The sequence below is a fragment of the Achromobacter xylosoxidans genome (assembly GCF_014490035.1).
Classification (GTDB): domain Bacteria; phylum Pseudomonadota; class Gammaproteobacteria; order Burkholderiales; family Burkholderiaceae_B; genus Achromobacter; species Achromobacter bronchisepticus_A.
This window is the reverse complement of record NZ_CP061008.1, coordinates 1,594,015-1,607,289: the sequence shown is the minus strand read 5'-3', so window position 1 is coordinate 1,607,289 and position 13,275 is coordinate 1,594,015. Positions and strand designations below refer to the sequence as shown.

The window sequence follows — 13,275 nt, the reverse complement described above, 5'->3', positions numbered from 1 at the left end:
AATTCGATAAGTCGGTAGTTCTGTATATCCGGACAGACTATATCGCATAGATGACAGATTAGTGTCAGCAACATTTGACATGCGAAAGCGGCCGCCGCAAAAAAATGGGGCGAATGCCAGCCCCCAGCATCGCCCCGCAAAGTTGTCGACGAATCGACGATGTTGGCCCTACTTATGGTTTTGGGTATCAGGTTCCGATACGGCCGCCGTCATCCTTCGTAATTACGATCGTCGCGGAGCGGGGCCGTTTGCCAGCTCCATACCCAGCATTGCTTGGCCATTGGCTGGTGTACTTGGAAGGATCAGCGAGGTTGGCTTGGTCCGTGTTTTCGCCAGGATGTTGGATGTTGACAAAAATGGCCTTGCCATCGGGTGTTTCGCAGAACCCCGTAATTTCGCATCCAACCGGGCCCACCAGAAAGCGCTTGAGCTGCTCTGCCGCTGGCGGCTTACCGACGTAGGTATCCACCGTAAGCGTGCTGCCGTCTCCCTTGGGATAAGTCAGGGATTTCTTCGCCCCATCACCAACCTGCCCGGGGCGCGCGGCCAACATCATGCAGTTGGTCACGTCGGTGTAGGCGCCGTCATCGGTCTGCAGCCAGCACAGACCCGTTACCGCACTGAACACCAGACCATCCGGGCCTGAAAAGTCCTGGTCATCGGTAAGACTGGACAGGTTTACGGTCGTGACATCGGCGTCGGCTTGCGCGCCGAACAGGTACACATCCCATTCGAAGCGATCGCCATCACCGGCCGCCGCCGATTCCTTGATACGAATGATGTGTCCGTTGGGGTTGCCAGTCTGGCTAGCGCCACCCTTCATATCGGTGTACACGCGAGGATTGGCGGAGTCGGGCTCATACTGCGAGCCGGTGGGATCAACGCGGCGGCTGCTGTTGTTCGTCAACGTGCAATAGAGTTCGCCGTTCGCGGGGTTCACGCCACACCATTCGGGCCGATCCATCTTGGTTGCACCGGCGGCATCGGCCGCCAAGCGGGCATTAACTGCCACATCGGCCTGATCGGAAAAGGGGTAGGTCGCATACCCGCTGACCGCCGAGTTCTGCATCGACAGTTCCAACCACGAGCCGGTTCCATCTTCTGAGAACTGGGCCGCAAAGAGTGTGCCGTTATCAAGATACTTGTCGCCCACAGCGATACGACTGATCGCGTCTGCGTCCGCGTGATCCCAATTGGCCGACGAGACCCACTTGTAGAGGTACTCGCCACGAGCGTCGTCGCCCATATATACGATGATCGGTTGACCCGCGACGGCCGTGCGGAAAGCGGCCGATTCATGGGCAAACCGGCCCAAAGCCGAGCGCTTTTTCGCCTTTCTGCTGCGGTCGTAAGCATCCACCTCGACGACGTAGCCCTGGCCGTTCATCTCGTTGCGGTAGTCGTCGCTACCGTCAGCCGACGCGCCAGACTGGCTGATTATCCAGCGAGCATATCGGTCGTCCGCGCCGGCCGATTCCCAGCCGTGGCGCGACGCAGCGCCTTGATTGCGTCCATAGCGCCGAAGCGAGGTGACAGATTTGTCATTCCCGCGGGCTGCATCGTCCGCAGCGTCTCGCGTGAAATAACCGTACCAGTTTTCCTCGCCAGTCAGAAAGGTGCCCCAAGGGGTCTTTCCCGTGCCGCAGTTGTTGAGGGTGCCGCGCGTCCGCGTCGCATCGGGCGAGTACTTCGTCACCAGCAGCGGGTTACCGCGGGCGGGGCCGGCGATCTCGATTTCGGAAAGCGCCGTGAGTCGGAAATTGAACAACGAATCGGGAACCGTGACCCAGGAATTGCCGGCTTTCTTTACCTCGACAACCGACACTCCATGAATGGCGATCTCCTTGTCAACCTCGGCGGCTGGCCGGGGTAGCGTACTCGTGCCCCCATTTGCATGTAGGAAGAACGAACTGAGCCCTTCGTTCGTCGTGGCCTCATGGTTGACCGCCAGCAGCCCGCGATCCGTCGAGCTTGCCGACGGCCGGTTGTCAGCACCAAGGCCGAACCATTCCATGCCATCGTGGTGGTCACCAGCACGCTTGTCGAAATCGTTGTCCGTGCCATCGTTCTTGTAGGCAAGCACTCCCGCGGCGAGCGGGTCACCCAAGCCATAGAGCACTTGCGCGGTGTATCCGGAGGGAACGCTGACCGCGTCTGCCAATGATTTCGGAACCGCGCCGAAATTGAGCAGTTTTTCCGGGGGCTCCGTGGAAGGTGCTCCTGTGGGCGGCGTGTCCGGGCTATCGACATCGCTGTCGTCGTCTCCGTCGCCATTACAGCCCGCCAGGCCAACCCCGAACAGGGCAGAGCCCACCGTTGCCATGCCTCCCTTCAGAATCCGGCGTCGACTCAAGCGGGTTTGTAGCACCGCGTCGAATGTCGGATTTGGCGATGTGTTCGAGTCCTCGTCATTGAAGTCCACGACGGGCGCATCCATGTTGGTCTTCATATTGTCCATTTATCCGGATTTAACGAAGTAATGAATGTAGGCGGCGCCAATTACTTTTTCATGACGGATCGGACCTTCTTTTCAAGCCGTAGTGGGCTAGGTGATAGAGCCTAACCGCACGAGAAGGAGTGGTTATACGAAGCGGTACTGGACGACAGACCGCTTGGGGTCGAGGCTGTGTAAAAACTCGTGATGGACATGTTTTCGGGGGTAATCAAACCCTTCCCTCAACTCCGATCGTCGATCCTGAGTTGACCTGCGAAGCCAACTTACGACATGACCCGCAGCACGGTGAATTTTCACACAGCCTCGGCCGAAAGCGGCCCGCTGTAAACAATGGTATGTCGAGAGCAATCAACGTTGGGCTGCTGTTTCCGGCATGGATTGCCAATACCGAAACGGACGGACGTGGGGGTACCGACTAGGCGCCTCGCCAGCATCACGCAATAGTTGCGTTCGGAGCATGACGGCGCGTCCCCCTAAATTTGGCACAGAAATCGGACCTCCGAAGGCTAAATCCGGCTGGAGGCTGCAGCAGCACTTGTATATCGAAAAATCTCGATTCCGTAATTCGATAGCGCAAATCCCAAGTCAGATGAGTTTCGACACCTCCCTTGGTGCTGCCGAGTCCGGCGCAAAGCGAGGACAGCGGTACGACTGCGGGAATTTTCTTCGTGGATCAAAGACATAGGCGATCCCCCCCCGCAAGCCGCAGCTACGCCGCCATACCGTACCTACATGAAGGAATGTACGGTACGCAACTTTCCCAGGTACGACCGTACCTCGTTCGGAGCCGAGACCACAGACATCAGCTGAAAGTTCGGGCTGGTGAATTCCGCCTAGCAAGAGATAAGGTAGTCCCTGCCAAAGCCGAGATTGCTCCTCCCCTCTACTGCGCGCTAACCTCGTCGCGCCCCTATATCTCATGCGAGCGCCCCCGCGAAGAGTCCTGCCAACCATAAAGCCGATTTTGCGGAGAATGACGAACGATTTTTTCGGCTCGTTCCTCCAACAGCGGACGAACTCACAGTAATACTGAAAGGACACCTCCTGGTCGAAGAGCAACTGCGATCCATTACCCGTTCGTCAGTCGCCAACCCTCGCTACTTTGACGAAGCGAAGCTCACATTCTCTAATGCCTTGTGCTTGGCAAGAGCAGTCGCCGGACACTTTAATGAGGGCGCATGCTGGATTGCTGCGGAGCAACTCAATACGGTACGGAATAAGATCGTCCACAGAGCCGAACCTGGACCAGCCGCCGCACTCCTCGACAGGTTTTATTCAGTGTGCGAAGCGGAGAGCCGCTGGTCCGCCTGGTCTTCGGCACCGCGAAGCACGGCAGAGCTTTCCCAGTACATTTGTTGCATCTGGGCCACCTTCGACGCGTTGCGAGCAGTTGTCCAAGTTTGCTCAGAAACCACTTCAGTGTTGCGCCCACGCCCTTAAGTCTCTCGTGACAAAGGCGGCCCCACCTGATGGAAGTCTCGGCTATGCGTTCACCAACCACTTCCCAACGGCCGCGCCCCCTCTTTTCACGTAGTCAATACTGAAGGCCATAAGATCAGCGAGGTGGGCATCAATCTGTCCTTTCGAAATCCCCGGCTGCACGCCATAGATGGCGAAACTGACTTTTTCCGCGCCCCGGTTCAGCAAGATCTCTTGCAACATTGCAAGATTGCCGATCTTGAAGACTGACGGACGCCTATGCCGCCTTTCATTTATCCGATGCTCCACATGCTCGACCAACACACGGGATTCGCAATAAACAACTGACTTTAGTAGCTGGCAGGTGACTTCGTAGACGTCGTCAACACGGGCACCATTCGGTTCGCCCCCAGCTCCCTTGCAGTGATACAGACTGACGAGGACTCTGTCGTCTTCTTCTCGTGTGACCGCGATGTAGTCGGCGGCCTCCCCAGTCCTGTGGTCATAAACGAGGACCTCGAGATTTTCCTTCGCCCTGATCCACAATTCCAAATGTCTGTGGACGGTCATTCGTTCGGGATTATCGGCGTCAAACTCTCTACCGATCTCACAGCCATCCCACCCAGGGTTCTCGACGTCCTCATCAAGAAGCCGATTGCTGGCCAGCTTCGGAGGCGGGTAGCAGTTCATCCCTTCGAACGATGACTTGTCGGCTGCGTAAAAGATTGGAGGGTGCATAGAAAGCCACTGGTCAAAATCCAACCAGTCATCGTGCGTGCTAGATATTTCGACTTCCCAACCAGCGCCGTGCTGTCGAAACAATGCGCCCCCGGCTAAAGACATGCGGTAGGGCACCGCATCTGAGTCCGAGACGATTTCGAAATCCAGGCCATCAGGTCCTGAGGCGAATGACGAGAGCTCTAGATCAGTGATTTGGCGATAGAGCCACTGCTGCTGTCCAACACGTCGATATCTCAACCGGTGCGCCTGCTTGTAGGCATTGCGCGACCAGCTTCCACCAATGACAACATCTGGGATTCGCCGCAACGTCTGCGAATGCTGGACGAGATCTAGCTGAGACTCTGCCAGCGTTTCGTCGCCATTCAAGCGATTGTTCAGCTTCGATATCCAGTCAAGGTATTGCGATACGGAGAGACGTTGATTGCTCCATATACGCGAGTTACTGCTTGCTCCGATGGTTTCACGCTCGCCATCTTCCAATCCACTACCAAAGTAATGTCCTTGTACGTAGGCGCGCCCATCGCCCGGCGTGACCGCTCGCTCAGCACGAGGTCCAGTTAGCATGCGATAGGATTCTGCTTGCGAATTTATGGCCGTATTACGCAAGCCAACAGCGTAGAAGCGCATATCCGTAAGGCCGGCGCGCGCACGGATGGTCTCCTCGAAGCTCAAAGGTCTATGGTGATCCTTGGCCACGACCTGCATTAGTGCGATATATAAGCGATCTGTTCTACGAGTGGAGCCGATGAAGCACAATCGTGTAGCAGCGTTGTAGGCCAGCAGGAAAACGTCGTGTCGTACATTTACAAGCACGTCAGCAGTCGCCCAGTTCGGCGGCTCATTGTCGACGGTCAAAAGCAGTGTGATCAATCCATCATCCGAGATCCACTGCTTAGCCAAGTGAAGCCTTCGCCCTATCAATGCCTCAAACAAAGTGAAGTCCGGGGCCACGTCGCACTGAAAGATTCGAGCATGGGCATATAGCTCAAATGATATTGGCGACACGGCGTCGTAGTCCGAGACTGTCTGCCTCTTCGGCTTCAAGATCTCCAAGATTGATTCATCGGCAGCCCCTTCGGCGAGCTGACGCCTCGCCTCTTCGTCGATAAGGGAAGCGATGTCCACTCCCTCTTGAAAGAGCCTTGCGGTGGCATCTTGCAGACGACTCACAGTCGACACTAAAGTAGCGTTGCCCGTCCGTTCATCGTTTGTTCGCGCGAACCGCCCTATGAACTGTATTGTTGGAACTAGGGAGCGGTGCGGCGCATGGAGTGCTGCGATCTTCAGCTTTGGAAAGTCATAGCCCTCCCCGAACATGTCAACGCAGACTATTCCGTCCAGCTCCCCCCGGAGCAAGAAGACCTCCAGTTGCTCCTGCCTCCGTTTGGAAATTCCGCTGTCGATCGCTTCTACCCTCACCCCAAGCCCGGCGTAAATCCCCGTTAGCTTCCTAGCAGCGGATATCGAGGATGCTCGCGCGAACAGTCGATGGTCGAATCCTTGCGCCTGATCTTCCCGCAGCTGTGCAATCGCCACCCTTGCGATGGCGAGGTCCACCTCGTCCTCATCGTGATCGTTATGCACAGGCGCTGGACGAAAGGAGACGCTCCCAAACGCTTGTTCGCGAGACGCCTTGGAAACTGGATAGCTATATGCCAGACGGCCCGGAATTGGCTTTTTATCGCGCCTGAATGGAGTAGCCGTCAAGAAGACAAACTTGGCGCGGGAGTAGTGACCGAGATACGCACTCCAAGTGTCTGCTGGAGCATGGTGCGCCTCGTCAAAGATAATCAAATCGAATAGGTCTGCGGGGCTTACGGGCTCCAGGACCGGCGATGTGCTCGCTGGCGTGGACACGACCACATCGAAAGTTCGAAGGGCAAGCCATTCATCGGCGCTTAATGGCCTGCCCTTCTGTGGATGTACATGAGGATTTTCTGCCTCCGCCGGTAAGACCTTGAGCTTGCGTAGCGTCGACAGTTCGCCGAAGTGAGCCGAGGTCTGTCGTCTCAGCACATCCGTGGGTTCCACCACCAGCACACGGTTTGAGCCCAACAAAAAAGGAAGCGCCATGATCACGGCAGTCTTCCCATATCCAGTCGGCAAAGACACTATGGCCGGCTCGTCGTAGACCGAAAAGTGGGCCGCCACAGAATGAAGAGCGCCCAACTGGCCTGGCCTAAAACCCGAGTTCGGACTGCTAATGGGTTTCAAAGCCAGCATGTGGCTATGTTCAATGAAGAAATCGGCCACGTCCCCCTCCCGGAATGAACTAGATGACCAATTGTTACTTCAAAGAACATAACAAGCCAGCCTAATCTTTGAGACCTACTCCGAATTATTGCCGCTTCAGGTCTGATGGTCTTCTTTGTTGCGCCCTTCGGAACGAGCGATGTTATTCGCGACCCAAAGGCCGAATGCGATAACAGCTACAAGTACTCCGAGCATCACCGTAGTACCCAAGTCCATACACTTTTCTCCACAAACACAGCCCTATCGGTACGCCTGATGATAGCAATCACCGCCGGATATGAACTGCGAATCCGCAGCACAACGCAACATCGTTCGTAACAGGAAACCCGTTGGGATCCTGCTGGGTTCCTACTCGGTTAACCGCCGGTTCCCACAACAAAACCTAGAGCGGCACTCGACCAGTTGGGTTCTAAAACACCGCGTACAGGAGCGCGCTGTGCCCCAGCACAGTTGTTCAGATCTTGAGGTCCATGAGCGCCGCTGACACAGGATCCATGGCCATCCTCATAGGAGAAATACCCACGAAGCGAGGGAACCTGGGGGCCTGTAGCGGAAACCCAGCAGGTTATGGCCAGGTTTTACTTTCGAACCCAGTGCAAACCGGATGCAAAGCTACCAATCCCAATCCCATTCCCAATCCCAAATCTTTTACTGGCTACGCCAGTGTCAACAGCGTCTGCGCCGCTGTCTGACCTGATAAGCCACAATAGGCCGGACCAATTCCAGATGGGACGCCCTCGCAGATGCAGTGATGGTCCTTAGACGCGTCCACAGCCCGCATGAGCGGTCGAAACACCCCGGGTGACGGGTAGGCAGCCACATTAGAGCCATTGCAGTCCAGAGCGCGTTCTGCGCGGTCTCGCGCTCTGTTTCTGAAACGCGAGTCGAATCTCCGAATTTTTGCCTTGCAGGGTCTAGAAGACGGTTGGGGCGCCGTGCAAAAGAAAGTGGGCAAGTCCGAGGGTCTGGCCAGAGTCCTGTATTGCACAATCCAACGACTCCGCTCGCTAGAACGAGAGACCGCCGAGCCAGCCTTCCCCTTTGTCCGTGGCAAGAATCGATGCCCACCGGAGCGCCAAGCTTCCCCGCACATTGGGAACATTTGATAGGGGATTTTGATAAGGTGTTTGAAAAGAGCTTTGACTGATGGCGTCGGCACTTGATCTCTACGCCAGCTAAGCACTCCGGGTCTGTTCGATGGTCCACAACGGGACAGCCGCCCCGCTCCCCGCCCACCGTCAGTGAAGGTGGAACAATCAACGGTTCATGATGTTCCAGACGTACGTGACCGTGGCGGCAACTGTCCGGCGCCGGCGTCTCAAGGTGGGAGTTATTTTGCAACGCCACGAGCCGGACGGTTGCGGCGGCGTGAAATCTACGGACCTGCCGACAAGTTTCAGCGCCTCATACGCGGGATCGCGGCCCGCGGCCAGCCCGGTGTCGACTCAGCGAAATAATCTGTTAGCCGTCTGAAAGACTCTGTGTCCCTGTCGCAGCCACTCAGACATTGCGCTGGCAACTCCTACCTCCATTGTCGAAAGGGCACCCCTCGTATCAGTACTAGGTTAAAGGATGCCCTATCCCCTCATTCCCGTACTAGGCCAAGTCTCCGCGGTTCGGGTCGGATAGACCGTCGACTTTGATTTCTCTCAGCGCAGCTCATAGCGCATTTGACACTGAGGTGTGCAGTATGGTCTCAGTGCAATGCACACAGCACATGCAGAGTACAGGCCGCGACGCTTTAAAAGTGCCACCGGGGAAGACCGGTCCACAGCACAGCTCGGCATTTGCTCCGCTAACGAATAAGGCCGCGAGGATGGAAGGGGCGAGGGGTCGTAACGATTCAACTGTCGCGTGGTGCCGCCGATGCTCTGCGACCTGGGCTCGGAACTCTCACGTTGCTGCCCCAGCGCACGGCCTGATGAGCCCAAAGTGCAGCGAGCTGCCCGCCCCAACCAAGCAGAGACCCGGCAAGTGCCGAAATGCGCTATTGCCACCGAGTGCACATCCTTGCCTTGATGCCGCCTGAACTTGCTCACCGCCAACTGCAAGTTCGTTGTCCCATATGTTGTCCCATATGCCAAGCAAAGAAAAAGGGTTAGCTCAATGACATTGAGCTAACCCTTTGATTTTATTGGTCGGGGCGGTGGGATTCGAACTCACGACCCTCTGCTCCCAAAGCAGATGCGCTACCAGGCTGCGCTACGCCCCGAAGGGTGGCAACTATACCAGATCTCGGCCCGCCTGGCCTATGCCTGTCTCTGGCCGTGCGTCCGGCGACGGCCCGTCTCGCTGGCGATCAGCCGAAACGGCCCGTGATGTAGTCTTCCGTTTCCTTGCGCGAAGGCTTCACGAAGATCTGGTCGGTCTGACCGAATTCCATCAGCTCGCCCAGGTACATGTAGGCGGTGTAGTCCGAGCAGCGCGCGGCCTGCTGCATGTTGTGCGTCACGATGACGACGGTGTAGTCGTTCTTCAGTTCGGCGATCAGCTCTTCGATCTTGGCGGTCGAAATCGGGTCCAGCGCCGAGCACGGCTCGTCCAGCAGCAGCACTTCGGGCTTGATGGCCACGCCGCGCGCGATGCACAGGCGCTGTTGCTGGCCGCCCGACAGGCTGTTGCCGCTCTGGTGCAGCTTGTCCTTCACTTCGTTCCACAGCGCGGCCTTGCTCAGGGCCCATTCCACGCGCTCGTCCATTTCACCCTTGGACAGGCGCTCGAACAGGCGCACGCCGAAGGCAATGTTGTCGTAGATGCTCATGGGGAACGGCGTGGGCTTCTGGAACACCATGCCCACCTTGGCGCGGATCAGCGAGATGTCGGTCTTGGCCGTCAGCAGGTTTTCGCCGTCCAGGATGATTTCGCCCTCGGCGCGCTGGCCGGGGTAGAGCTCGAACATGCGGTTGAAGGTACGCAGCAGCGTGGACTTGCCGCAGCCCGACGGGCCGATGAAGGCGGTGACCTTCTTCTCCTGGATCGACATGTTCACATTGCGGATCGCATGGAACTTGCCGTAGTAGAAGTTCAGGTTCTTGACCTCGATCTTGTTCTTGACGGCGGTAGCGGTGTTTTCCATTTGGTTTCCCTTGGCTCCGGCGCGCCCCGGCGCGCCGGCAAAGCGATCTTTACTTGCGGAACATGTTGCGGGCGATGATGTTGATGCCCAGCACCAGCAGCGTAATCAGCGTGGCGCCGGCCCATGCCAGGTTGTTCCAGTCCTTGAAGGGGCTGGCGGCGTACTGGTAGATCACGACCGGCAGGTTGGCCATCGGGCCGTTCATGTTCAGGGACATGAACTGGTTCGACAGCGCGGTGAACAGCAGCGGCGCGGTTTCACCCGAGATCCGCGCAATGGCCAGCAGCACGCCGGTGATGATGCCGGTCTTGGCGGCGCGATAGCACACCATGGTGATCATGCGCCACTTGGGACAACCCAGGGCGGCAGCCGCTTCGCGCAGGCTGTTGGGCACCAGCAGCAGCATGTTGTCGGTGGTGCGCACCACCACCGGGATCACCAGGATGGACAGCGCGATGGCGCCGGCCCAGCCCGAGTAGTGCCCGACCTGGGCCACGTACACGGCATAGATGAACAGGCCGATGATGATGGACGGGGCCGACAGCAGCACGTCGTTCAGGAAGCGCGTGGCCGGCGCCAGCCAGCCGCGCTGGCCGTATTCGGCCAGGTAGGTGCCGGCCAGGATGCCGACGGGCGTGCCGATGAGCGTGCCCACGCCAGCCATCATCACGCTGCCGAAAATGGCGTTGATGAGACCGCCGGTCTGTCCGGGCGGCGGCGTGATCTCGGTGAAGAGCGTGTACGACAGCGCGGGCGCGCCCTTCATCAGCAGCGTCAGAATGATCCAGAACAGCCAGAACAGCCCGAACACCAGGGTGCCCAGCGAAATGGTCAGCATGATGCGGTTGACCACGCGGCGCCGGCGATAGGTGCCGTTCTGCATATTGAGTACGGATACAGCCATGATGTTTTCCTTGTGCTCGCGGCGCGTCAGGTTTTCTTGCCTTCACTGGCGGACAAGCGGACCAGCAGCATCTTGGCCAGGGCGAGCACGATGGTCGTGATCAGGAACAGGATCAGGCCCAGTTCCAGCAGCGCCGACTTCTGTATGCCGCCCGCCTCATTGAATTCGTTGGCCAGCGCGGAAGCGATCGAGTTGCCCGGCGAGAACAGCGAACCGGACCACTTGAAGGCGTTGCCGATGACGAAGGTCACAGCCATGGTTTCGCCAAGCGCGCGGCCCAGGCCCAGCATGATGCCGCCGATGACGCCCGACTTGGTGTAGGGCAGCACCACGCGCCACATCACTTCCCAGGTCGTGCTGCCCAGGCCGTAGGCGGACTCCTTGAGCATCGCCGGCACCAGTTCGAACACGTCGCGCATGACCGCGGCGATGAACGGGATGATCATGATCGAGAGGATCAGGCCGGCGGTGAAGATGCCGATGCCGAAAGGCGGCCCCGCGAAGATGCCGCCGATCACGGGCAGGCTGCCCAGCGTCGCGATCAGGAAAGGCTGCACATACTGCTGGAACACGGGGACGAAGACGAACAGGCCCCACATGCCGTAGATGATGGACGGAATCGCCGCCAGCATTTCGACCGCGGTGCCCAGCGGGCGGCGCAGCCAGGTGGGCGACAGTTCGGTCAGGAAGATGGCGATGCCGAAGGACACGGGCACCGCGATGATCAGGGCGATGGCCGAGGTCAGCAGCGTGCCGATGATGGGCACCACCGCGCCGTAGTTGGAATTGACCGGATCCCAGTCGTTGAGCCAGAGGAACGACAGGCCGTACTTGGCCAGCGATTCGCGGCTGCCGTAGATCAGGGAAACAAGAATCGCCGCCAGCAGGATGAACACCAGGAAGGCGAACAGGCGGGTCAGGTTCTTGAATAGCGCATCCATCAGCGCGTTTTTATTTTGCTTCATAGGCGAAGGCGTGCCGGTAGTCACGGAGTCCGCCACGCTGGGCGAAAGCGGCACACTATTATCCATTACCGCGCTCATGGATGGACTTTCCTTAGGAAACCAGGGGAGAAACTGCGAAGGTCTTGCGGCGGACCGCCGCCGGCATTCCGTAACCGGAACGCCAGCGGCGGCCGCTGTGGATTGCGCGCGGCGGAGATTGGCATTGTCAGCCGGCCTCCCTCGCGCTCAAGCCTTTATTGCCAGACGGCCTTGCCGTCGGCGGCCTTGACTTCGCCCCAGGCGGCGCGGATTTCCTTGGTCACGGCTTCCGGCAGCGGCACGTAGTCCATGGCTTCAGCCGACTTGGCGCCGTTCTTGAAGGCCCAGTCGAAGAATTCCAGCACGGCCTTGCCTTGCGCCGGCTTGTCTTGCGACTTGTGGACCAGGATGAAGGTGGCGGCGGTGACGGGCCAGGAATCGGCGCCCGGCTCGTCGGTCAGGACCACGCCCATGCCCGGCGCGCTCTTCCAGTCGGCGTTGGCGGCCGCGGCGGCGAAAGCCTTCTGTTCCGGCTGGACGAACTTGCCGTCCTTGTTCTGCAGCTGCGTCCAGGCCAGCTTGTTCTGCTTGGCGTAGGCGTATTCCACGTAGCCGATCGAGTTCTTCAGCTGGCCGACGTAGGCGGCGACGCCTTCGTTGCCCTTGCCGCCCTGGCCCACGGGCCACTTGACGGCCTTGCCTTCGCCCACGGTCGACTTCCAGTCCGGCGACACCTTGGACAGGTAGTTGGTCCAGCCGAAGGTGGTGCCCGAGCCGTCCGAACGGTGCACGACGATGATGTCGGCGGCCGGCAGCTTCAGGTCGGGGTTCAGCGCCTTGATGGCGGCGTCGTCCCACTTCTTGATCTTGCCCAGGAAGATGTCGGCCAGAACCTTGCCCGACAGCTTCAGCTTGCCGGGTTCGACGCCGTCGATGTTCACCACGGCAACCGTGCCGCCGATGACGGCCGGGAATTGCAGCAGGCCGTTCTTTTCCAGATCGGCAGCCTTCATGGGATCGTCGGAAGCGCCGAAATCAACCGTCTTGGCGATGATCTGTTGCTGACCGCCGCCCGAACCGATGGACTGGTAGTTGACGGCGCTATTGGTGGCGGCCTTGTAGTCGGAGGCCCACTTGGCGTAGATCGGGTACGGGAACGAAGCGCCGGCGCCGGTCACGTCGGCGGCCTGGACGGCAAACACGGCGGCGCTCAGCGCGACGCCCAGGGAAACTTGTTTGAAGACACGTTTGAACATCAGGGTTCCTTCTGTGCTCGTTGGAGGAGTCTGGCAGGCTTGGAAAACTGCCTGTCTTTCAGCGACCCTCGAATATTAGAAGCCCTACATGACAGGATAGTGACAGTCATGATCCCGCCCCGAGGCGCTGCGCGCCTCCCCCCAGGGGGCGCCGGTGGCGGACCGGCGGAGCCGGATCCGCGCGGCCT

At 58.8% G+C, this 13,275-nt stretch carries 6 protein-coding genes and 1 tRNA gene; all 7 read right to left on the bottom strand.

The features are described from left to right. Nucleotides 1-187: 187 nt before the first annotated feature. Nucleotides 188-2,449, bottom strand: coding sequence for a PhoX family protein (locus IAG39_RS07475; RefSeq protein WP_102774131.1), 2,262 nt, complete (start codon nucleotides 2,447-2,449; stop codon nucleotides 188-190). 1,488 nt (nucleotides 2,450-3,937) lie between these two features. Then, nucleotides 3,938-6,868, bottom strand: coding sequence for a DEAD/DEAH box helicase (locus IAG39_RS07470; RefSeq protein WP_118932909.1), 2,931 nt, complete (start codon nucleotides 6,866-6,868; stop codon nucleotides 3,938-3,940). Between the two features lie 2,135 nt (nucleotides 6,869-9,003). Further along, nucleotides 9,004-9,080: transfer RNA gene (locus IAG39_RS07465), tRNA-Pro, on the bottom strand. Between the two features lie 87 nt (nucleotides 9,081-9,167). Beyond that, nucleotides 9,168-9,944 (bottom strand): phosphate ABC transporter ATP-binding protein PstB, encoded by a 777-nt coding sequence (gene pstB / locus IAG39_RS07460; protein ID WP_006221056.1) that lies wholly within the window; start codon nucleotides 9,942-9,944, stop codon nucleotides 9,168-9,170. 49 nt (nucleotides 9,945-9,993) lie between these two features. After that, a complete protein-coding gene (pstA, locus tag IAG39_RS07455; protein ID WP_118932910.1) occupies nucleotides 9,994-10,848 on the bottom strand; it encodes a phosphate ABC transporter permease PstA in 855 nt (284 codons plus the stop codon). Nucleotides 10,849-10,874: 26 nt separating this feature from the next. Further along, the gene (gene pstC, locus IAG39_RS07450; RefSeq protein ID WP_059380153.1) at nucleotides 10,875-11,891 is read right to left on the bottom strand and encodes a phosphate ABC transporter permease subunit PstC; all 1,017 of its coding nucleotides are present in this window, start codon (nucleotides 11,889-11,891) and stop codon (nucleotides 10,875-10,877) included. 155 nt (nucleotides 11,892-12,046) lie between these two features. After that, nucleotides 12,047-13,087, bottom strand: a complete 1,041-nt coding sequence (gene pstS, locus IAG39_RS07445; protein ID WP_054451357.1) for a phosphate ABC transporter substrate-binding protein PstS — start codon at nucleotides 13,085-13,087, stop codon at nucleotides 12,047-12,049. Nucleotides 13,088-13,275 lie beyond the last annotated feature (188 nt).

Bases quoted from the DNA above. Each gene is read 5' to 3' on its own strand.
- pstS (WP_054451357.1), bottom strand. From the start codon at position 13,087: ATGTTCAAACGTGTCTTCAAACAAGTTTCCCTGGGCGTCGCGCTGAGC.
- pstC (WP_059380153.1), bottom strand. From the start codon at position 11,891: ATGAGCGCGGTAATGGATAATAGTGTGCCGCTTTCGCCCAGCGTGGCG.
- IAG39_RS07475 (WP_102774131.1), bottom strand. From the start codon at position 2,449: ATGAAGACCAACATGGATGCGCCCGTCGTGGACTTCAATGACGAGGAC.
- pstB (WP_006221056.1), bottom strand. From the start codon at position 9,944: ATGGAAAACACCGCTACCGCCGTCAAGAACAAGATCGAGGTCAAGAAC.
- pstA (WP_118932910.1), bottom strand. From the start codon at position 10,848: ATGGCTGTATCCGTACTCAATATGCAGAACGGCACCTATCGCCGGCGC.